Origin of the sequence: Paraburkholderia heleia NBRC 101817 (genome assembly GCF_000739775.1) — a bacterium.
In the GTDB taxonomy this organism is placed as follows: domain Bacteria; phylum Pseudomonadota; class Gammaproteobacteria; order Burkholderiales; family Burkholderiaceae; genus Paraburkholderia; species Paraburkholderia heleia.
In genome coordinates this window covers 137,084-159,536 of sequence record NZ_BBJH01000012.1, presented here as the reverse complement: position 1 = coordinate 159,536, position 22,453 = coordinate 137,084, and the positions used below count along the sequence as shown (strand labels likewise).

The window sequence follows — 22,453 nt, the reverse complement described above, 5'->3', positions numbered from 1 at the left end:
CATATATAGGCGAATTTTTGAGAATCCGTGCAGGGAGAGATCAGGGAAAGTTTCTGCTTGCTGATTTATTTTCGAATGTGTACGCTACATTTCACTTCGCATCGATTCGTACTCAACCTGGCCCGGCGGCGCACCATGCGGCGCGGGCGCACGACCTGGAGAACCTATGAGCAAACCCCGTATCGCCATCATCGGCGCTGGTCTTGGCGGTGTGGCTGCTGCCGCGCTGATGCAGCGCCGCGGCCACGACGTCCGCCTCTACGAGCAGGCACCCGCGTTCTCGCGCCTCGGCGCGGGCATTCACCTCGGGCCGAACGTCATGAAGATCATGCGCCGCATCGGCTGCGAGGACGCGCTCAACGCCATGGGCTCGCACCCCGATTACTGGTACAGCCGCGACTGGCAGACAGCGGAGGCGATCTCGCAGATTCCGCTCGGCGACTACGCCCTCAAGACCTACGGCGCAAGCTATCTGACCGTGCATCGCGGCGACTTCCACAAGCTGATGACCGACGCCGTCGCGCCGGGCACCATCACGTTCGGTAAGTGCCTGCAGTCGGTCGAGGACACCGGCAGCGACGTGCGCCTCACGTTCACGGACGGCAGCGTGGAAGTGGCCGACATCGTGATCGGCGCGGACGGCGTGAACTCGAAGATCCGCGAGCATCTGCTGGGCGCCCAGCCGCCGCGTTACACGGGCTATGTCGCGCATCGCGCCGTGTTTCCGGCCTCGCTGCTCGGCAATCACCCGTATGACATGTGCGTGAAGTGGTGGTCGGAGGACCGCCACATGATGGTCTATTACGTGACCGAGAAGCGCGACGAGTACTACTACGTAACAGGCGTGCCGCAGGCCGAATGGCCCACGGGCGTTTCGATGATGGAAAGCAGCCGCGAGGAAATGCGTGAGGCGTTCGAAGGCTATCACCCGGACGTCCTGAACCTGATCGACGTGTCGCCGTCCATCACCAAGTGGCCGCTGCTCGAGCGCGATCCGCTGCCGCTGTGGAGCCGCGGCCGCCTCGTGCTGCTCGGCGATGCGTGCCATCCGATGAAGCCGCACATGGCGCAGGGCGCGGCCATGGCGATCGAGGACGCGGCCATGCTCACGCGCTGCTTCGACGAGGTGGGCGCGACCGACTACACGGGCGCGTTCGCCCTGTATGAGGCGAATCGCGCGGCGCGCGCGTCGAAGGTGCAACTGGTCTCGCACAACAACACGTGGCTGCGCACGAACGAAGACCCGGCCTGGGTGTTCGCCTACGACGTGTTCAACGTGCCGCTGGTCGCGCCGCAAGCGGGCAGCGCACAACAGGACGCAAGCCAGGAAGCCCTGAGCGCAGCGGGCTGAAGCACGCCGATTTTCGGCGGGTTATAAGGTCCTGTGCGGCGCGTCGTGTGTGAAGATCATGCGGCGCGCCGCCGGGGCTGCGGAACGGCTTCCGCACAGCCTGTGATCACCCTAATTTCGAGTCAGTCCATGTTGCATTCCGGTTCCCACGCGGGGCCGCTCACGCTTAGCGTGAACGGCACGACGCGCACCATCGAGGGCGCCACGCCCGACACGCCGCTCCTCTACATCCTGCGCAACGACTGCGAGCTGAACGGCCCCAAATACGGCTGCGGGCTCGGCCAATGCGGCGCCTGCACGGTGCTGGTCGACGGTCAGGCCACGCGCTCGTGCGTGGTGCCTGCGGCGGCAGCGTGCGAACGCGAAGTGACCACGCTCGAAGGGCTCGGCACGCTCGACGCGCTGCATCCCGTGCAGCGCGCGTTCATCGACGAGCAGGCCGCGCAATGCGGCTATTGCCTCAACGGCATGATCATGAGCGCGGCGGCGCTGCTCGCGCGCAATCCCACGCCCGACGAAGACGCGATCCGCGACGCGCTGCGTTTCAATCTGTGCCGCTGCGGCACGCACCTGGAGATCGTGCGCGCGGTGAAGCGCGCGGCGTTGTATCAGCAACAGGAACAAGGGAACTGAGGCGCGATGAGCGAGCACGATCCGCAGACATTGTGCCAGCATGAAGACAATGCGCATGCGCTGAGCGCGCAGGACGGCGATGACGAAAGCGCACCGGGTGCGCGACGTAGTGCGCAGTATGCGTGGCCTGCACAGGGTCTCGATGCCGATGCGCAACTCGCGGTTGCCGCGAGCTTCGCGCCGGACGGCATCATGAAAACGTGGCACTACCGTGCTTGCATCGAAGGGCATTCGGGCGCGGCGCCTTCGCATCCTTCGCCGCTGCCCTTGCCGCCGCTGCTCTATCGCCATGCACAGGCGAGCGTCGCCGTCGACGATCCCGCGCAGTCAATTCCCGTCCAGGCGCATACGTTCGCGCGCGAGTCGTTCATCGACGAGATCGCGCACGAGGCACATCGCGATCCCGTTGCGCTACGTCTCGATCATCTGGACGTGGCGCGCGACGCCGGTGCGCGCGAAGTCATTCGCATGGTGAGCGAGCGCGCGGCATGGGGCGTGACGCCACCCGTCGCGAGCGAGCCGGCTTCGCCGTGGGTGCGCGGGCGCGGCTTTGCGTTCGACGGTTCGAGCGCGCGGCATGACACGCCTGCGAACGTGCCTTCGACACCGATGCTCGACTACGCGCAGGCGGCAAGCTGGTCCGCGTGGGTCGTCGATCTCGACGTCAACCGCAAGACCGGCGATATCGCCGTGCGGCGTGTGGTGGCGGGACAGGGCGAAGGCACGCCCGATGCAGCCGCGCTTGCCGGCATCCCCGCGTGGCAGATCGAAGAGGCGATCGCGCGCGCGACGGGCAAGCGCCGCATCGCCCGGGCCAACTACGACGAGCCGGGCAGCGATTCGGCGCAGCATGCATCCATTGCTCACGACATCGTCACACCATCGAACGATACGGATAACGAAATAATTTATCAGGGTGCCGCCCACGATGTGTGCATCGACCAGGCCGCCGCACCCGCCGCCGCCGCGATCGCCAACGCGCTCTACGATGCCACCGGCGTGCGCTTTCGCGCGCCACCGTTCGACGCCGACACCATTCGCCGCGCGCTCGCCGAAGCAGGCCCGGCGGTCGCCCTCGAAGCGCCCGCCGCCGTGCACCGCCCGTCGCGCTGGAAACGCTGGCTGGCTGGCGGCGGCATCGGTGGTGTGGCGGGCGGCCTGATCGGCCTTGCCTGCTCGATGCTGCCCGGCCCCACGCCTATCGCGCCGCTGCCCATGGGCGCGGGCCCCGATGCCTCGATGTGGAGCGCGGCGATGCTCGAGCGCGGACGCCAGGTCGCGCTCGCGGGCGATTGCACCGTGTGCCATACCGCGCCGGGTGGTCAGACGAACGCGGGCGGCTTCGCGCTGGAGACGCCGTTCGGCACGGTCTGGTCCACCAATATCACGCCCGATCGCGAAACCGGCATCGGCGCGTGGACTTACGAGGCCTTCGCGCGCGCGATGCGTCACGGCATCGCGCGCGACGGCCGCCATCTCTATCCGGCGTTCCCGTATACGGCGTTCGCGCGCATGAGCGACGCCGACATGATGGCGCTCTACGCGTGGCTCATGTCGCAGCCCGCGGTCAAACAGGCCGCACCGCAAACGCGCCTGCCGTTCCCGATGAACCAGCGTCGCCTCGTGGCGGGCTGGAACTGGCTCTTCCACGACGACGCGCAATACCAGCCCGATCCACAACAGTCGGCGCTGTGGAATCGCGGCAAATATCTCGTCGATGGCGCGGGCCATTGCGGCGCGTGCCATACGCCGCGCAACCTGCTTGGCGCGGAGAAGGGCGGCTTTGCGTATCTCTCGGGCGGGAACGCCGAGGGCTGGGACGCGCCCTCACTAATCGCCGCGCACGACAAGCAGCAAGGCGCGCCGGTGCCGTGGACCGAAGACGCGTTGTTCAGCTACCTGCGTACGGGCTTTTCGGCCGAGCACGGCGTGGCGGCAGGGCCGATGGCGCCCGTCGTCGCAGGCCTCGCGGAATTGCCCGAATCGGACGTGCGCGCGATTGCCCACTACATCGCCTCGCTCTCGCCGCCCGTCGATGCGGCCAGCGCAGCGCAGGCGGCGACGCAACGCGCGGCGGGCGCGCCTGCCGACACGCTCACGGCGCTCGGCTTCCAGAACGGCCAGCGCATGTTCGAGGCGGCCTGCGCGGTGTGCCATGCGGAGTCGGGCGGCGTGGGACATCTCGGCGTGCGGCCGCTCATGGGACTGAACACGAGCGTGAGCCAGGCGAGCCCCGACAATCTGCTGCACGTGCTGATGCACGGCATCGACCAGCCGGCCACCGAAGGGCTCGGTTATATGCCGGGATTCAAGGATAGTTTCGACGATCGGCAGATGGCCGAACTCGCGGGCTACATTCGCGCCCGCTACGCGCCAGCGCAGCCGGCATGGCGCGATCTCGCCGCGACGGCGGCGCGCATGCGCGCGCAGACGCATTGAGCGCATATCGGCTCGAACGTGAAGCGCTAGCCGGACCACAGCGGCAAGGAGGCCGAACGTGAACATGCAGGACGCGGATCGCGAAGTGTTTGAAGCGGCGGCGCGCTGGGTCGCGGCGGGCAGCAGCGCGTGGCTTTATACGGTCGTGCGCACGTGGGGCTCGTCGCCGCGCCCCCTCGGCTCGATGCTGGCGCTGCGCGAGGACGGCCGCATGGCGGGCTCGGTCTCGGGCGGCTGCATCGAAGACGATCTCGCCGACCGTCTGCTCTCGCAAGGGCCGCCTTCGATGCGGCTGTCGACGGTCGAATACGGATTGAGCGCTGACGAGGCCCATGGCTTCGACCTGCCTTGCGGCGGCACCATGCGGCTCGCGTGCGAGACGCTAGGCGCACAGCGGACTCGATTCGCTGCTCGACGCGCTGGACGACGGGCAACTGATGCGGCGCACGCTCGACATGCGCAGTGGCGCGGTGACGTTGGCACGTGTTCGTACGCATACGGAAGCCGGCGCATTCAGCTTCGACGGCGAGCGCCTCGCGACGGTGCATGGTCCGGCTTGGCGCCTGCTGCTGATTGGCGCCGGGCAATTGAGCGAGTACGTGGCGTGGCAATGTGAACTTGAGATCGTAGGCGAGTAGGATGAAGGGACGAAGAAGATCAAGTCGCCTTTTCACGGTTTCCGTTTTCCTGCCGCGGTCATCAGTTGCGCGGTACGTTGGTACCACCGTTTCAATCTGAGCCTGCGGGATATCGAGGAGCTGCTGCCCGAGCGTGGCGTCAGTGTCACGTACGAAACGATTCGCAACTGGTGCGACCGCTTTGGCGCGCAGTTTATGCGCCGCGCAAAGGCCTGGCGCGGCAAGCCGGGTTCCACCTGGCATCTCGATGAAGTCTTCGTGAAGCTGCGGGGCGAGCCGTACGTACTGTGGCGCGCAGTGGACGAGCACGGAGCGGAACTGGATGTGCTGCAGCAAAAGCGACGCGACACGGCTGCGGCCAAACGCTTCTTCAGCAATGTACTGCGCTCACACCCGGTACCCACGAAGATCGTCACCAATCAGCTGCACAGCTACCCGGCCGCGAAGGCGGAAATGCCCGAGCTGGCCGGTGTAAAGCACGTCTTCGTGAAAGCTTCGGCGCGGGTCAATAACCGTGCTGAAAATAGTCACCAGCCCACACGCCGGCGCGAACGCCAGATGCAGGGCTTCCGCGATCCACGACGCACGCAGGCGTTTCTCTCGCGCTTCGGCCCGATCCGCCAGCACTTTGCATTGCCCCGCCACCGGATGAACGCGGCCTGCCATCGCGCGCAGCTAAAGGCGCGCTTGCATGCCTGGTATGAATGGGCTGGCGTGCAACTCTTCAGTGTGAATTAAAGAGGATACCTACGTGTGTTGGAATATCTCACGCCTTTTCCGATAACTTGACAGAGCCGATGGTTTCGAAGGCCCACGTCATGGCGCTCGCGACTGGCGATTCGTGGCTTGAGAAAGGCGCCACGGCGCTCCTGTTCGGCCCGCCCGGAGCCGGCAAAAGTCATCTGGGTTCGGCCCATCGGACACGCGTTGATCGACGCCGGCTACCGGGTGCTGTTCACGCGTACCAGCGAGCTCGTGCAGAAGCTGCAGGCTGCGCGTCAGAGCCTGCAGTTGCCTTCAGCTCCTGCCAAGCTCGACCGCTTCGACCTGATCATCCTGGACGATCTGTCATATGCCCGGAAGGATCAGGCCGAAACCAGCGTGCTGTTCGAGCTGATTGCCGAAAGGTATGAGCACCGTAGCCTTCTGATCACCGCCAACCAGCCGTTCTCGGGCTGGAATGACGTGTTTCCTGATCCCGGCATGACCGTCGCTGCAATCGACCGGCTCGTCCATCATTCAACGATCTTCGAGATGAATGTCGAAAGCTACCGTCGTCGCACCGCCAGCGACAAACAGAACAGCAGGCGCCGACAATCATCCGGCGACAATCAACAACAAGGAGCGACAACCATGATCGGATATGGCCGACGCCGCAACTTCTGTACTGTACATTTCACGAAATCAATTCTGCGTCGAGCTCTTGTGCCACGGCCACGCGGTTGCGCCCAAGTCCCTTCGCTTCATACAGAGCTGCATCAGCTGCCTTCAGGAGGCCGGCAGCGTCGGTGACCGTTGCGTCAGTTGTCGACGACGCCCCAACGCTTACCGTTAGAAACCCTGCAGCTGTCTGCGCATGCTCAACATGGAGGTCGAGAACGCTGCGCCGGATTCTCTCCGCGACCAGGATCGCCCCAGCCGTGTCAGTATCCGGCAGTACGACTACGAATTCCTCTCCACCATATCGCGCGACATGGTCCCAAGGCTCGTCAATACACTCGGAAATTCGCGTGGCTACGGCTTTCAGTGCGATGTCGCCGGCCTGGTGGCCATAGTGATCGTTGTAGGTTTTGAACCTGTCGATGTCGATGAAGAGCAGGGATAGCGGATTCCGATGGCGCCTGGTACGCGTCCATTCCCTTTTCAAGACTGCATCGAAGGTTCCTCGGTTTTCCAGTCCGGTGAGCGAGTCGCGATGTGCCATGCGCTCCAGAAAGGCTTCCGCGCGTTGCCTGCGCCGAAGCTCGTACACAAACAGCCACACCCCCGTCATCTGGATGGCGGTGAAAACGAAAATGAGCGCTGCGAACCAGCCCACCCTTGTCCACCATTCTGCGTAGACCGTGTTCATTGCAGGGGCAACGGCGACAATCAGTGGCAAACCGGGCAAGCGCCTATAAACATAGAGTCGGCGCACGCCATCCAGTTTGGCGCTTGCTACGAAGTAGCCTTCCTGTCCACCCATGAAGTGCTGGAAAATAGGGGCATGGGCGAGACTCCTGCCAATGTTGGCTGAACTGTATGGCAAGCGGGCAATCAATGTCCCGTCCGTTTCAATCACTATCACCGCCCCTTTCTCGCCAATTGACAGCCTGTTGATGAGAGTGTCGAAATACTCCAGACTCAGACTTCCCACGACACTGCCCAGAACTGTCCCGTCCGGCCCTGTGATCGCACGGCCAAGCGCAATAGCGAGTGGACCATCTCCTAAGGAAAATCGAACGGGATGACCGATATAGAGGCCGCCAGGTGTCATCTGATAGCCCGCGAGGGCTTGGTGCGCATCACCACGATCATCGCGAGCATCGGAGCGGCCTACGGAATCAGCGAGTAGCCTGCCATCTGCTGCTCTCACCGTTATCGAGCCGAGATAGCGGCCCGTCGCTGCACGGTCGAACAGGACCAGACTGCGCATGTTGGTCGGCAACGACATAACCCGCTTGTCGGCCACACCCTCGGCAGCCGCACGCAATGAGAGGTCGTACTGGTCGATGCTGCGGCGCATGTCATGCTCCAGCACCAGCGTGAGATTGCGCGAGTTCTGGACCGCTTGATTAAAAGCACTTCCCCGTGAAGCCATTAGCGAGGATGTGCCGATGCCAAACATGGCCATCCACAATATTATGTTGCAGCACAGGACACCAGCGGGCGAAACAATCGAGCTGCCAAGCAGGCGCAATTTTTGACGAAAGCCCTTCATAAAGCGAGCCACATATGCGTGCAACTTCCTCGCGGTGGCATTGTGTGCCGCGCCTTCCCGTCGTGCCATTCAATCACTTCCCGTGTCTTCTTGCTCCCCAGATCATATCGCTTTCATGCATGATGAATGCGGCGCGCGGGCAACAATCAAGCTATGGCATGCGGGATTGGTGCACGCAGGGGCGAATTGGGGATAGATTGACACGATCGGATAATTACCGGTTGCGGGCTCAGGGCCGAATGTGAGTCGGTATGGATATCGTGCCTCGCGGCGGTCGCCATGACGGTCAATGTGCTCCACAGGACGATGCCGAACTTCATCGCAACGGCACGCTCCAAAGGAGCACGTTATGACCCATATGATCGTCGCTACCCACAAACTGGCCTTCCGGTTCAAAGACATGCGGCGGTGTTCGCCCGTTCGAACCTGACATTCGAATGTCGATGGATCGATGCTGGTGAACGGCAGAAGTTGGTAGCCTAGGGTGTGTCAGAACCTGTGAGATCGCCTAGACCGAATCAACCTGCTAGCGCGAGAGGCGGAGATGGGGCGATTTGTCGAAACTACGGACCGCAATCAGGCAACGCGGTTGCCGGAATGTCTTGAGGACTTCATCTCAGGGGACAACCTGGTCAGTTTTGCTCCGACAACTCTAGCCGATTCGCCGACCTTATATGCACCAGAGCCATCCAGAATGCCCTGGTCGAGGTTGGCGCGCTTCCCTTTTTATTTGGAAGCGTTATCGCTTATCCAGGGTTGCATTTCCTCCTCGTTGTCAATGCTGAATCCGTAAAACAATGTGCGAGAGAATGCGATAAATTCTTCCGGATTTTTGCCGCTAATAAATCAGACACTTCATTGCGGGCCGATTCGGCCCTGCTCTGTGACTGCTCCATTTCAACACCGGCTCGACCTCGATGGACATCTTCAGGCTGCGTGAAAATGAAGATGTCGATCGGCTGCGAAGTGAGCGTCGTCCCGCATTGCGGACGCTTGTCCGAACGCGTCCGGTAAATTCGCGCCGGGAAGTTCCACGAAGCCTATATCTCTCCAGACGCCCCTCAGAAGCATTTCCAATGCGCGATAATCAGCCCGTTACCCAACGCGAGTACCCGATTCCAGGCCACCTTACCCTGGTTTCGGTCGCGGATCCCAAAGGACGTATCACCTTCTGCAACCGGGCATTCATCGAGACCAGTGGTTTTTCGCGGGAGGAACTGCTGGGGCGGCCGCACAACATCGTCCGCCACCCGGACATGCCTGAAGAAGCCTTCCGCGACATGTGGGACACCCTCCAGAAAGGGGTACCGTGGAGCGGCGTCGTCAAAAACCGTCGCAAGAACGGGGATCATTACTGGGTCGAGGCGCATGTCGCACCAATGGTGGCCGGCGACCGCGTCGCGGGCTATCTGTCCGTGCGCTGCGTCCCGCCGCGCGATGCTGTCGAGGAGGTCGATTGTCTCTACGCGGTCATGCGCGAAGAGGCTCGCGCAGGCAAGAAACGGCACCTGCTCTGCGAGGGCGAAGTCGTGCGTGGAACCTGGCTCGGCCGCCTTCGGCACGCGGTCAAGTCCTGGACCCAAGGCAGGCTCGTCGTGGCCCAGCTCGTCGCAGCGTGCGTGATCATCGCGCCCGTTGTACTGGGGCTGCCGTTGCCGATCACATTTGCCGCGGCCGCGCTTTCGGTGGCCGGGGTATCCTGGCGGATCCGGTCGCTCACCGTCAGGCCACTGCATGATCTGATCGTTGACGCGAACCGGCTGGCCTCCGGCGATCTTGCGCATCCCGTCACGACCGGCGCAAGCGGCGACGTGGGCCAGCTCCAGCATGCGCTGAGCCAGATGTCCGTCAATCTGCGCACAGTCGTCAGCGAAGTCCGCAACGAGGTCGATCATTTGCGCGTTGCGATCAACGGAATCGCCGCCGGTAACAATGATTTATCGGCGCGGACTGAATCGCAGGCAGCCAGCCTCGAAGAAACGGCCGCAACAATGGAGCAGATCACGGGCACCGTGAAGCAGAGCGCGGACGCAGCCGGGCGGGGCGCCCATCTGGCGCACGAGACTTCGCAGGTCACGCAACAAGGCAACGAGGCAGTTCGCGCAGTGGCTGAAACGATGGAGGCCATCTCGGAATCGGCGAAGCACATCAACGACATCGCGCAACTGATCGGGAGCATCGCGTTCCAGACCAACATTCTCGCGCTCAATGCCGCAGTGGAGGCCGCACGCGCGGGTAGCGCCGGGCGGGGGTTCGCCGTCGTCGCAGCGGAGGTCCGCGCGTTGGCACAACGCACCTCTGTTGCGACCCAGGAAATCAAGCAGGTCCTCGACGATTCGGCCCGCCGTGTCGCACTGGGGCGGGAGCGCACAGCGGACGCACGCGAGCGCATGAAGGACGTGCTGTACGCGGTAACAAAGGTCGACACAGTACTCGACGAAATCAGCGTCGCAGCCAACGAGCAGAGCACGGGCGTGATCCAGATTGGTATTGCCGTCGCCCAGATGGATACCATGACCCAGCAGAATGCCGCGATGGTGGAAGAACTGGCCGCGTCAGCCGGTTCGCTGAAAGAGCAGGTCGACGAACTCAGTTGCTCGATGCAGTTATTCCGACTCACGGAAGGCGAGGCCACGCTGGGGGAAGTCGACGCGGTCGAATTGCGACGCAAGGGTAAGTGAGGGTGGTTGAAAAAAGTGGCACAAGGCAGCGGAAGTCGGTCGTGGCGCGCGCGATGGCCGGATAGCGGGCCGCCGCGTTCCCCATGTCCGAAACGTCGCTTGCCGTTGACGCGTTGAGCGGAGAGGCGGTTGGATCGTCGATTGTGGTGCGCTTCAAGCCCGGCGCTGCGATCTTGGCGCGCACTGCGGCGTGGAACGGCGGGAAGCCGTCGGGATACTGATGCGCCAGCGCATGTGGGGCGCTGTTGTTCGACGACATCAGCGCGAATTGGAGCACCGCGTAAAGTGGTAGGCTCACGCAAACTGGATAGCCCATACGTGGAATACTCGGTTCTGTCGCGGTAGTAATCGAATGGCGAGAGAGATCGATATGGAAACTACTACTCAAGTTGCTAGCTGATAGAGTTGATCTGCGGCGGACCGATGGATTCCGCGAGGACGCTTCATCTGCCTTTTTCCAATTATGTGTATCAGTTCAATCGCGGCCAGACGGGATGATCCTGAGGAAGCTGCGGCTTCTTTGTGTCTTCGTTCTCGCTGCCCTGCTCAACTTCTGTACCGCCGGCGTACCGCTGACGGCACGAGAGCCGAATTGTTCAGATGGAATGGGCACCACCCACCCCAGCGGCATGGATGTGCCACAGTTGACGTGCAACGTTCAACTGAGAAATGGAGGTACCCGAAATGGAGATTACCGCTATTGGCGTGGATCTGGCGAAACACGTATTTCAGGTTCACGCGGTCGATGCCCAGGGGCATACGGTATTGAGCAAACGTCTCAGCCGGTCCCAGATGGTGCCGTTCTTCACCCGCCTGTGCCCCTGCCTGATCGGTATGGAGGCATGCGGCAGCGCACATTACTGGGCACGCAGGCTGGCAACGATGGGGCATACGGCAAAGCTGATGGCGCCGCACTTCGTCAAGCCGTATGTCAAGACGGACAAGAATGACATGAACGATGCCGAAGCTATCTGCGAAGCAGTGCAACGGCCGAATATGCGCTTCGTTGCCGTCAAGACAGTGGAGCAGCGGAGCATTTTGCATCTGCACGTCAGCTGACAACTGCTGGTCAAGATGCGCACCCAGGTGAGCAACCATCTACGTGGCCTGCTGGGCGAATACGGCTTGATCCTGCCGCAGGGCATCGCTCACCTCTCCGATATTCCGGCATTCGCCGAAGACGCGGCCAACGGATTACCAGGCGTGCTCAGACAGTTGCTGGCGGACATGCTTGAGCATGTCAGGGAGAACGATCGCAAGATCGATCTAATGGAAGCGCAGATCCGCCAATGGCATCGGCACAGCGACGCCAGTCAGCGTCTTGCCGAAATTCCTGGTATCGGCCTGCTGACAGCGACCGCACTGGTTGGTCATATCGGCGCCAACGCGCAGGGCTTTAGCAGTGGCCGTCATCTGGCGGGCTATCTTGGCCTCGTACCGCGACAGCATTCTTCCGGCGGCAAGCAACGTCTGGCCCACATCAGCAAAAGGGGTGACCCATATTTGCGCACCCTGCTGGTTCACGGTGCGCGCGCAGTGGTCCGGATGTGTCAGGGAATCCAGCGACGTGGCGCTAACCCGATTGATCCCTGGCTGGAGCATCTGCTGGCGCGCAAGCATCCAAACCAGGCCGCCGTAGCGCAAGCCAACCGGAATGCACGCATTGCATGGGCGTTACCCGCAGGTAACCGCGCGTACCGCTCGCCGGCTACCGCAACGTGAATGAACGTATTGAATTGTTCGCAGCTCTCCTGACACAACGGTTGCACAAGGCAAGCATGCATGATGGCGAAACAGGTCAGACCTCGGTGAGAAAAGCCTGATAGTCCGCCCGGGCATTCAAGCCCGATGTTCAGATGAGGACCTCACCTGCGCATTCCATCAAGGCCAGGGGCATGCCCCATCAACGGGCTGATGGTATGGACTCCCGCCCCCTCCGGGGCGCACACTTCCGGGGCCACTTTTGGGAGATTCGAGATGCCTGCGCTTACCATCGGCCTTGATATTGCGAAGAACGTGTTCCAAGTTTATGGCGTCGACCGCAGCGGAAGACCCGCCATACAACGGAAGCTGCGCCGAGCAGATGTGTTGAAGTTCTTCTCGAAACTGGAATCGAGTCTGATCGGCATCGAAGCATGTCACGGTTCGCACTTCTGGGCTCGCGAACTTACCAAAACTGGGGCACACGGTGCGCCTGCTGCCAACGCAATATGTGAAGCCCTTTGTGGTTGGAGGCAAGAGCGATGCGAATGATGCTTCAGCTATCTGCGCCGCGGTGTCACGGCCGGGCATTCATCCGGTACCGATCAAAAGCGCCAAACAGCAATCATTGCAGTCAGTTCATCGTATGCGTGAGCGGCTTGTTCACGAGCGAACAGCGAAGTCAAACCAGATACGGAGCATGTTTGCCGAAGAGGGCTTCATCTTTCCAATAGGAATTGTCCAGTTAGGGCAGGGTATTGTGGCTTTGATTAGAGGGTGTTAGGCACTCTGGATAATCGGGGCAGCATGAACAAGCATAAGCATGGCGAAGACGACGAAATGCAGGCCTGCCAGGGTTTCGGGCAGGCGTTCATAGTCGCGTGCGAGTCGCCGGAACCGGTTGAGCCAGCCGAAGCTGCGCTCGACGACCCAGCGACGCGGCAGCAGCACGAAGCCCTTTTTGGCTTCGGGCAGCTTGATGACTTGCAGTTCAATACCTTCGTCACGCGCGGCCTGCGCCGCATCCTCGCCTATATAGCCTTGGTCAGCAAACGCCAGCTTCACTGTCTGGCCCGTTACCAACTGAACCTGACGGGCAAGCTCGGCCACCTGCGCGCGCTCCTGCTCGTTGGCAGGCGTAATGTGAACAGCCAGCAGATTGCCCAGCGTATCGACGGCCATGTGAACCTTACTGCCACGCTTGCGCTTGTAGCCGTCATAACCCGCACGTGGACCGCTTTCGCACGTCGATTGCAGCGTGCGGCCATCCAGGATAACCGCGCTGGGCTGGCCCTGCCGCTCCTGCGCCACGCGCAGCACCGAACGCAGGTCGTTCACCATTGCCTCGAAGCATCCGGCGCCCAGCCAGCGTTGAGTTTGCTGATAGACCAGTTCCCACGGCGGAAAGTTGGTCGGCAACATCCGCCACGAGGCACCGGCTCGCGCCATCCAGCGCAGCGCGTTAAACATTTCACGCAGTTCGTATCGACGCTGCGGCGCGTCTTCACTCATCAGCGTCAGATACGGAGCGGCGAAGCTCCATTCCTCATCCGATACATCCGTCGGGTAGGGTTTGCGGTCGGTCATCCCGCCAGGTTACCAGGTTTGAACGGAAGTGCCTAACACCCTCTAGCGATGCCGACGCTCACATCACGATTCTGCTCCGCCGGCTTGGTTCGATGTACCTCGAACAGTTGGCAGCGTTACAGCGCTGGATCGACGAGCTTGCTTTGGAGATCGCTGACATATTCAAGCGCAATGAGAGCTGCCAGCGTCTCGCTACAGTCCCCGGGATTGGACCGCTCGTGGCGACTGCGTTGTTCAGCGGGGTCGGCGACCCACTGCAGTTCAAGAACGGACGGCAATTCGCAGCATGGTTGGGTCTGACGTCCAAACAGCGATCGAGTGGCGGCAAGTCAAAGCTGGGTCGCATTACAAAACACGGCGACACCTATCTCCGCACCCTTCTCGTTCAGGGAGCGCGGGCAGTGATGCGCTTCGTCGGGCGTCGAGATGACCGGCACAGTTGCTGGATCAAAGCTGTGATGCAACGCCGGCACGTGAGCGTCGCAGCAATTGCGCTTGCGAACAAGACGGCGCGAATAGCCTGGGCAATATTGGCCAGTAACGATAGCTTCAAGTTGGCTTAGCCATCCCGTAACGTTCTGAGATTAACTCCATCCACGATTGCGCAAGAAGCGGCAAGCATGGCGAACCGGTCGGACCGGCGCTTGCAGATCCTGATATATCCGGCGGCTGCTTTACGAAGCCAAGAGGCCGATGAGGGGCAAGCGCGCAAACTTCCATGATGGCTCGTGCTGATGGCAGGCACATCAGAAGCCGAATGTACGGACGCAGTCAAGACCTTCGAAAATGCACACCGATCTTGCTCATAGGCGGGAGTCCATGTACGGATATAAGGATGCAACCGACCTAATCGCTGGAACGCAAGCGCTCCTTGGCAAACGGGTGGTGCCCATATAAGGGCCAACTATTGAAGAGGCAGGCCGTAGACGCAACTGAAAGTCCCAGGACGACGAAGCGGCGCCACAACTGACGCAGCCGTTTACGCCGCTCCGCCCAGTCGCGTCGCAAACGCTTCAAGCGACATCGGCCGCGCAAAGTGATAGCCCTGAAGTGCAGTGGACTAGACTAAATCTGACAGTGGTTGGTTTTTCATGCTGGCGCGCATTGGCGCGGAGGGCGTAGCCCGTAGCGGCAATGCGCGCCGCGAACAGCAAGGAGTCCACCATGACTCAGGAGCAGAAGGTAATTCGTGCCAAGGTCGGCATACTTGAGTTGGCCCGGCAACTCGGCAACGTCAGCCAGGCCTGTCGCGTAATGGGTTACTCGCGCGACAGCTTCTACCGATTTAAGGAACTGTACGATCGCGGCGGCGAAGCTGCGCTGCAGGAGATTTCCCACCACCGGCCGTTGCTCAAGAACCGTGTAGATCCACGGGTCGAGGCCGCCGTTGTCGAACTGGCCCTCGAATTGCCAGCCTACGGTCAGGTCCGTATCTCCAACGAAGTCCTCAAACGGCATGCCCTATCTGTTTCGCCCCAAGGCGTCCGTAGCATCTGGTTGCGCCACGATCTGGAGACCATGCCGAAGCGCCTGAAGGCCCTGGAAGCCAAATCCGCCCAGGAGGGGTTGGTGTTGACCGAGGCGCAGCTCGTCGCGCTCGAACGCGCCAAGCACGAGAAGGAAGTGCACGGCGAATTCGAATCCGAATGTCCCGGCTACTGCGGCGCGCAGGATACGTTCTACGTCGGCAACCTCAAGGGTGTCGGCCGTGTCTACCAGCAGACCTTCGTCGATACCTACTCGAAGGTTGCGTTCGCCAAGCTTTACGATCGCAAGACGCCTTTGCCGGCGGCCGACCTGCTCAACGATCGCGTTGTCCCATTCTTCGACAGCTTCGGCATCCCGCTGCTACGCGTGCTGACAGACCGCGGCACCGAATACTGCGGCAACCCCGAGCATCACGAATACGAGCTGTATCTGGCTTTGGAAGACATCGACCATACCCGAACCAAGGCCAAGTCGCCGCAAACCAACGGGATTGTTGAACGCCTGCACAAGACCATGCTCAACGAGTTCTATCGTATCGCCTTCCGCAAGAAGATCTACGAATCGATCGCCACCTTGCAGACGGACCTTGATACGTGGCTCGACCAGTACAACAATGAACGAGAGCATCAGGGGCGGTGGTGTTACGGCAAGACGCCGACGCGCACCTTTCTCGATTCACTGGAGCTGGCCAGGGAGAAACTCATTCCCCATTGATGGCTCGTCTTTTATCGGCCCGACTACCTGTCAGATCGAGTCCCGGCTAATACACCTGAAGCACATGGACGTGGTGATGCTCGAGGTACCGCCATTGAGCCACCGTTTCTATGCCTTCCACGATGACCTTCACGTTCAGCCGGCGTGCGAGATCAATCACGCTGTCCAGAACCGGTTGTTCCACCGTGTTTTCAGCGACGCATGAAACCAGGCTTTTGTCGACTTTCAGCAGATCGACACGCAGATCGTTCAGCAATGAAAGGTTCGCATGGCCCGTGCCGAAGTCGTCTATCGCGATGCTGATGCCGAGGCGCCGCAGGCTCGCGAGCGAATCCCGCATGACGTCGTCCAGCACGATGAGCTCGCGCTCTGTCACCTCCAGCACGAGCTGAACGTCTGAACGCCGGAGTGTGCGCAGAAAGTCGCGACAATCTTCGACCAGACTGCCCTCCACGAGTTGCGCCGGACACACGTTGAAGCTGATGTGAAAGCCCTGAGGAAGATCGACGGCATTGAGTGTCCTGGCGACCGAAGTCATCAGTTCACGCGTAAGCGGCACGACGAATCCGGACTCCTCCGCAGCCGGAATGAACTGTTCAGGCGACACAAAGCCGCACTTGCCGTGATGCCAGCACGCCAGGACCTCTGCGCCCACCCATTTTTCGCTGTACACATCGACCAGCGGCTGGAGGTACGGCGAAAACTCGCCCACCTGCAGCGCCTTTCCCCATACCTTGGCTGCACTTTGAGGCTTGCTGGCAAACCACCAGAACAACGAGGCGGCCAGCGTCGACAAGGCGATGATCGCCACCTGCCAGATGGCGAAGTGGTGGGACAAATCAGGGAGAAAATCCGGCCGGATATAGCCTGCCCGGATCTCCAACGGGTAACGTGCCGATTCGGCTACGGCCCACGTCGCTACGGCAGCCGGCGCGCGTTTCTCGACCACGCCTTTCGTGTCGAGCCAAACATCGCCCACGCGAAGCATTGCGGTTCCGGTGCGATCGAACGTCTTTAGCGCCTTGGTTAAGTGGCGGCCATCGACGGCAATCAATGCGGCGCCGTCGTGCGTTGCCGATCGAAGCACGAGCAGCGGCGAATCCGGCGTGACGCGGTTAAATGGCAGGAGTTCCAGCGTGCCGCCCACAAACGTCTTCGGGTCGATGACTTCGTGTTCCTCACCGAGCAGCGAGGAACAGTACAGGACGCTCCTGGGGTCCACGAGATTCGCCGAGCGCACATAAGGCCGCGACTGGACCGCCTCGCGCAGAGCAAGGACTGCGCGGGAACAGGGTTGATCCGCGAGCGCGAGCATTTCCGTGGCCGCTTCGGAGGCCTGGTCGACCATCTTCTCGATCTCGTACAGAATCATGCGGCTGCCTTCGGTTGCCTGTCTGTCCAGATGCGAATCGACCACGAGCCGCTCAATTGCAATGCCGACGATTGCAACGATCAGAAAAATAGCAATCGCCAAAGGTATGCGTCGAACTCGCGCGATGCGCGGCAAGAAAATAGGGTTCATCGTCAAATCCTTTTTTTCTAGAGCCAGGAATTGCGAGCAGCCGCATGCTCCTTGCGGTGTCCTGGCGCTTCCTTTTATGTACCTAGGCTGCCAACCTGCATAGGGCCGGTCCGATCATTGAAAACTCGCGCGTACTGTTGCGGCTGCCGTCGACCGCGACATGAGCGCTGCGGCACGCTGTACCGCCGCCATCGGCGCGGCGCGCATTGTCTCCATTGTTAGCCCGGATTATTTCGGCCGCTACTATTGATAATCGACGAGTACCTGCATACTGCCGCTCACCGAGCCGGGCTTGATGGTCGAATCCGTCTGGATATACGACGCCTGGTAGGGAACGGAATACGACCCTCCGGTGGTCGTGTTTTAGGCACCGAGCTTGATCGACGTGTTGAACGTGACCGGCGTCCCATTCGTATCGGTCAGGCGGATGCGGACGCCCGTGGCAGTCGAGCCCGAGCCGAGTGACAAGGCGCCCGCGTAACCAGTCACTCCACCGCCGACCGGCACGAGGCTGTATCCCACGCGGTTCACACCCGTGGGACAGTTTTGGAGGACAATATTGAAACTCTGTGCGCCCCAGGTCGTGCCCAAACCGCTGAATTTCCCCGGGCTGACCGCCGGGAGATTGGCGGACTGTTTCGGAATCGAGCAGGTTTGCGTCTGAATCGTTCCCTGGAAAAAAAATACCAGGTGAGAGCAGCCACGTCAGTCCCGCGGTTCACGTTCAAGACGGCGTACGAGGGATTGCTCCCCGACGATGGGGAGATATTGCCGGCGACGATCGGGTCTCCAGTGGCGATCAGTTGAAACACGATGGGAGAGGAGTAAGAGACCGTTTCAAAAAGACCCCGAGGGGGCTGTTAACCTTATCGGCAAGCTGCTAACCTTGGTCGTCTGAACAACCGGAACCAAGGGGATGGGCGCACCGATCATTGATGACGAACTGTGGGCATTGATAGAGCCTTTGCTGCCACCGCCAAAGCCTCGCCGCAAGAAATACCCAGGACGGCTCCCGGTTTCCAACCGGGCTGCACTGAACGGCATCCTGTTCGTATTCAAGACCGGGATACGCTGGTGCGACCTCTCGACCAAGCTGGGATTCGGCTCCGTGCCGCCCTGCTGGAGGCGCTTACGCGACTGGCAAAGGGCCGGCGTGTGGAGCGCGTTGCACGAACTGCTGCTTGCGAAGTTACGCGAAGCCGGCGAACTCGATTTCTCACGGGCAGCGGTCGATTCATCCTCGGTGCGAGCCGTTGGGGCGGGCGAAAAACTGGCCCGAACCCCACCGATCGCTCGCGACCAGGTTCGAAGCATCACATCCTAGTCGACGCCAATGGCGTTCCCATCAGTGCCATTCTGACTGGCGCGAATCGCAACGACGTTACCCAGTTGCTGCCGCTCATCGACGCGATCCCGCCAATTCGCGGCGTACGCGGCCGACCGCTTCGCAAGCCCCAAGTCATCTACGCAGATCGTGGCTATGACTCCGAGCCGCATCGTCAGCAGCTTCGTGCGCGCGGTATCGAACCGGTGATCGCCAGGCGCCGTACGGAACACGGCAGCGGACTCGGCAAATTCCGCTGGGTGGTCGAGTGTACTCACGCATGGCTGCACAATTTTCGTCGTCTTCGCATTCGCTTTGAGCGTCGAGCCGACATTCACGAGGTATTCCTTAAACTTGGTTGCGCGCTCGTCTGCTGGAACATCTTCAGACGTACCGAGCAGTCTTTTTGAAACGGTCTCTAAGTCAACTGGCCGCCCAGCTTGCCGACTCGGTGAATCTGTTCCGCCACACGTAAGGCGGCACAGCGGTATTGATGGCATCCGCCGGGGACTTACGGAATTATCTGCCGAGATGAACTGGTCTTGAAACTGCGCCGCGCCCGGCGACAGATTTCCGCCGAGTCAGACGACTGTGTAGCAGGGAGCTACAGCCGTCGCGCTCCGAGGCGGCACTCAGCGCTAAAGCGGTTTTCGAGAGCAAGGTCAGTGGCCGAAAAGGAGCAGCGAAAAAACGTGTAGCGCGTAGCGTCAATCTGGGCTTATACGGTATAACCATAAGTTCTTCGGCTCCAGCGCGCCGCGCTTTCGGACCGCCACTTCTGGACGACGATGGAAGGGTCATGAGAGGACAGCTTCAGCGAACAATTTTGGACATGCTGGCCCGCGGCCGTTCCGTGCAGGAGACTGCGGTATACATCTGCGTGCACGCGGAGGAGCATGCTGCTGGTGTGCTTTGTTCTATCGTGACGGTTGACAGGGACGGCATCTTGCACCCGTTTGCGGAAGCCAGCATCTCGGCCGAGTACACCCGTGCGATGGACGGGTTGAGGATCGGACCGGACGTAGGCTCTTGCGGCTCAGCCGCATTTTTGCGCAAGCCGATCGCGGTTCATGACATCTTCTCCGATCCGCGTTGGGCGGCTTATCAGGCGCTGACAAGGATTCTTTTCGAGGAGCACGGCGTAAAAGCTTGCTGGTCGAGTCCAATCTTGCAGAGTGATGGGCGGGTCCTCGGCGCATTCGGCTTCTATTACCGGGAAAACCGCGGGCCGACCGACGACGAGCGCCTGATCGTCGAAGAATGCGTTGACATCTGCGCGCTCATTCTCGAGCGCGAGGAGGTCAGGGCGGACAACTGGCGACTGGCCAATTTCGATCAGCTCACGGCACTCGGCAATCGCGCCAACTTCATCAAGTCGCTCGAACGCGCAGTCGGCTCGGCCAACCGCTCCGCCGGCATACTTTTGATCGACATCGATCATCTGGGCCGGATCAACAACGCATTCGGACATGCGGTCGGCGACGAACTGATTCTCGAGGTCAGCCGGATGATCACACAGCACGCGACGCGCGAATCATCCTTCAGGATCGATGCGGACGAGTTCGCAGTTTTGATCGAGGGAGACAACGTGGTGGAGCGACTGCCCTCACTGGCGCGACACATTCTCGCCGATTTCACTCAGCGGCCGCCACTGGCCGGGCCGCACGCGTTCCCGCTGTCGGTGAGTTGTGGCGGTGCAAATTTCGATCACGACCGGCCTCTGTCCGTGCCGACATTCCTGCAACACGCGACGCTCGCGCTCAACCATGCGAAGCAAGCCGCCCGAGGAGACTTCGTGCTCTACACCGAAAGCCTTGCTGGTCCTATCACGCGGCGCGTCCGCGTGCTGCAGGCATTGGCGGAGGCACTTGCGGAAGACAGGCTCAAGGCTCACTATCAGCCCATCGTGAGTCTCGAAACGGGCGAGATCATTGGCCTCGAAGCGCTTTGCCGCGTGCGCACGGGGGAGGGTAAAATCATCCCGGCTGCGGTTTTCGCCGAGGCACTCAATGACCGACCAATGGGATATCTGGTCACAGAGCGCATGCTTGAGCACGTCGCGCGCGATACCCGGCATTGGCTCGACCAGTCAGTTGAATTGCAGTACGTCGGCGTGAATATTTCGATGGCAGATTTCGATCAGCGCGACCTTCGCGTCCGGATCAAGGACGTGCTTTCGCGCTACGACGTGCCGTTTGGCCATATCGTTCTGGAAGTAAACGAATCTGTTTATATGGACGACGGGGAGCGCAAAGTCTCGCAAATGATCGGGCAGTTGCGCACCGACGGACTCATGGTTGCGCTCGACGACTTTGGCACGGGCTACGCGTCCCTGACTCATTTGCTTAACTTTCCCGTCGATATCATCAAGATCGACAAGAGCTTTGTCGATAAGATGTCGGTGGACGGCGCTGGTGCATTGATTATCAAGGCACTGCTCGACGTCGCCGCGGGTCTCGGCATTCGCATCATAGCCGAAGGAGTTGAAACCGCCGACCAAGCGCTCAATTTGCAGCGGTTGGGCTGCAGCTTCGCCCAAGGGTATCTGTTCGGGCGGCCGGCTGATCGTGACAGTACGACCGAGACATTACTACGGCAGCATTGGGAAAATTCGTGATGCAACGGACCTGCTAGATACTGATATGACTTTGTCGGGTAAGGACGCGACGTTACCGTCGCGTCCTCCCCTAAGAACCGGACAGGCGAGGGTTTTGTCGCGATAAGGGCAACGGCCCGAGAAAGGTGCGATGAAGAGGATTACTTATTTAGCTAGCGAGTAAAATTGCTCGGCGGCGGGTTGTTGAGTGCCGCGAACGTATTTCATCTGTCCCTTGACGATCATATGCATGATTTCGATGCCACCCAGAATGATGCGGGCACAGCGAAAATCTCCGAATCCAAGCATGGGGCGAGCGCGACGCTTGATGGCACGGTGGTCCTGCTCCACGATGTTGTTCAGGTATTTGTTCTGGCGGATCTTGATCGGCGTCTCACGTTCAGCGTTGAGCGCTTGTAGTGCCGCCAGATTTGATCCGCTTTTATCGATTGTCACGGTCTCCGGTTTGCCGTTCTGTGCCATCGCCTTCTCGAAGTATCGCCGCGCCGCAGCCTTGTCACGATGGGCTCGTAGCAGGAAATCAACCGTATTGCCAGCCTTGTCCACGGCGCGATACAGATATTTCCATTCGCCCCTGACGCGAATGTCCGTTTCGTCCATACGCCAGTTCCTGCCGACCGCCCGCTTGCAGCGCCGAAACGCCTTTTCAAGTACTGGCAGAAGCTTGATGGCCCAGCGATGCACTGTCGAATGGTCAACTGAAATTCTTCGCTCGGCCATCATCTGCTCGAGGTGGCGCAGACTCAGCGGATACGCAACGTACCAGTGTACACACATCAAGCGGATAGTGCAGGCGCTTGAGCACCTTCGCCACAGCCGGATTCAGGTTCTGCTTCAT

At 60.8% G+C, this 22,453-nt stretch carries 13 protein-coding genes and 5 pseudogenes; 13 read left to right on the top strand and 5 right to left on the bottom strand.

Features of this window, described 5'->3' with window-relative positions:
• Positions 1-166: 166 nt before the first annotated feature.
• From BHE01S_RS12790 to BHE01S_RS36705, 6 genes and pseudogenes are all read left to right on the top strand, one after another.
• Entirely contained in the window at positions 167-1,351 is a 1,185-nt protein-coding gene (locus tag BHE01S_RS12790) for an FAD-dependent monooxygenase (RefSeq protein WP_042264401.1), read from the top strand.
• A gap of 129 nt (positions 1,352-1,480) precedes the next feature.
• Complete coding sequence (locus BHE01S_RS12785; protein WP_042264399.1) at positions 1,481-1,984, top strand: (2Fe-2S)-binding protein; 504 nt, start codon at positions 1,481-1,483, stop codon at positions 1,982-1,984.
• 6 nt (positions 1,985-1,990) lie between these two features.
• A complete protein-coding gene (locus tag BHE01S_RS12780; protein WP_042264397.1) occupies positions 1,991-4,423 on the top strand; it encodes a c-type cytochrome in 2,433 nt (810 codons plus the stop codon).
• Positions 4,424-4,487: 64 nt separating this feature from the next.
• Complete coding sequence (locus tag BHE01S_RS36710) at positions 4,488-5,039, top strand: XdhC family protein (protein ID WP_245639736.1); 552 nt, start codon at positions 4,488-4,490, stop codon at positions 5,037-5,039.
• Between the two features lie 40 nt (positions 5,040-5,079).
• On the top strand, positions 5,080-5,799 hold the full coding sequence (locus BHE01S_RS12770; RefSeq protein WP_042264396.1) for an IS6 family transposase: 720 nt from the start codon (positions 5,080-5,082) through the stop codon (positions 5,797-5,799).
• A 56-nt stretch (positions 5,800-5,855) separates the two neighbouring features.
• A pseudogene (locus tag BHE01S_RS36705) lies at positions 5,856-6,417 on the top strand (ATP-binding protein); the annotation flags it as partial.
• 40 nt (positions 6,418-6,457) lie between these two features.
• Here BHE01S_RS36705 and BHE01S_RS12765 read toward each other — a convergent pair.
• Positions 6,458-8,050: a sensor domain-containing diguanylate cyclase gene (locus tag BHE01S_RS12765; RefSeq protein ID WP_245639726.1), complete on the bottom strand. Its 1,593-nt coding sequence runs from the start codon at positions 8,048-8,050 to the stop codon at positions 6,458-6,460.
• A gap of 1,007 nt (positions 8,051-9,057) precedes the next feature.
• Here BHE01S_RS12765 and BHE01S_RS12760 point away from each other — a divergent pair.
• The 3 genes and pseudogenes from BHE01S_RS12760 to BHE01S_RS39970 all read left to right on the top strand — a co-directional run.
• The gene (locus tag BHE01S_RS12760) at positions 9,058-10,662 is read left to right on the top strand and encodes a methyl-accepting chemotaxis protein (RefSeq protein ID WP_042264391.1); all 1,605 of its coding nucleotides are present in this window, start codon (positions 9,058-9,060) and stop codon (positions 10,660-10,662) included.
• A 684-nt stretch (positions 10,663-11,346) separates the two neighbouring features.
• Positions 11,347-12,384, top strand: a pseudogene (locus tag BHE01S_RS12755) (IS110 family RNA-guided transposase).
• A gap of 255 nt (positions 12,385-12,639) precedes the next feature.
• Positions 12,640-13,135: pseudogene (locus BHE01S_RS39970) on the top strand (IS110 family RNA-guided transposase); the annotation flags it as partial.
• Between the two features lie 8 nt (positions 13,136-13,143).
• Here the strand turns inward: BHE01S_RS39970 and BHE01S_RS12750 are convergent.
• On the bottom strand, positions 13,144-13,950 hold the full coding sequence (locus BHE01S_RS12750; RefSeq protein WP_042264389.1) for an IS5 family transposase: 807 nt from the start codon (positions 13,948-13,950) through the stop codon (positions 13,144-13,146).
• Positions 13,951-14,003: 53 nt separating this feature from the next.
• Between BHE01S_RS12750 and BHE01S_RS12745 the strand changes: the two are divergent.
• Positions 14,004-14,513 (top strand): annotated as a pseudogene (locus BHE01S_RS12745) (IS110 family RNA-guided transposase); the annotation flags it as partial.
• Positions 14,514-15,114: 601 nt separating this feature from the next.
• Positions 15,115-16,152 (top strand): IS481 family transposase, encoded by a 1,038-nt coding sequence (locus BHE01S_RS12740; RefSeq protein WP_042264592.1) that lies wholly within the window; start codon positions 15,115-15,117, stop codon positions 16,150-16,152.
• Positions 16,153-16,198: 46 nt separating this feature from the next.
• Here BHE01S_RS12740 and BHE01S_RS12735 read toward each other — a convergent pair whose 3' ends face one another.
• Together BHE01S_RS12735 and BHE01S_RS36695 are read right to left on the bottom strand one after the other, a co-directional pair.
• Positions 16,199-17,674 carry an EAL domain-containing protein gene (locus BHE01S_RS12735; protein WP_084068804.1) on the bottom strand — a complete coding sequence of 492 codons (1,476 nt, stop codon included), beginning with the start codon at positions 17,672-17,674 and terminating at the stop codon, positions 16,199-16,201.
• Positions 17,675-18,037: 363 nt separating this feature from the next.
• Positions 18,038-18,340, bottom strand: coding sequence for a fimbrial protein (locus BHE01S_RS36695; protein WP_407669510.1), 303 nt, complete (start codon positions 18,338-18,340; stop codon positions 18,038-18,040).
• Positions 18,341-18,590: 250 nt separating this feature from the next.
• Here BHE01S_RS36695 and BHE01S_RS36690 point away from each other — a divergent pair.
• Together BHE01S_RS36690 and BHE01S_RS12720 are read left to right on the top strand one after the other, a co-directional pair.
• Positions 18,591-19,408 (top strand): IS5 family transposase gene (locus tag BHE01S_RS36690; protein WP_245639725.1). Its coding sequence is split into 2 segments (ribosomal slippage): positions 18,591-18,939 and positions 18,939-19,408, totalling 819 coding nucleotides; the frame shifts between segments, so codons are not numbered across the junction.
• A 389-nt stretch (positions 19,409-19,797) separates the two neighbouring features.
• A complete protein-coding gene (locus BHE01S_RS12720; RefSeq protein ID WP_042264386.1) occupies positions 19,798-21,615 on the top strand; it encodes a putative bifunctional diguanylate cyclase/phosphodiesterase in 1,818 nt (605 codons plus the stop codon).
• Between the two features lie 144 nt (positions 21,616-21,759).
• Here BHE01S_RS12720 and BHE01S_RS12715 read toward each other — a convergent pair.
• A pseudogene (locus BHE01S_RS12715) lies at positions 21,760-22,453 on the bottom strand (IS6 family transposase).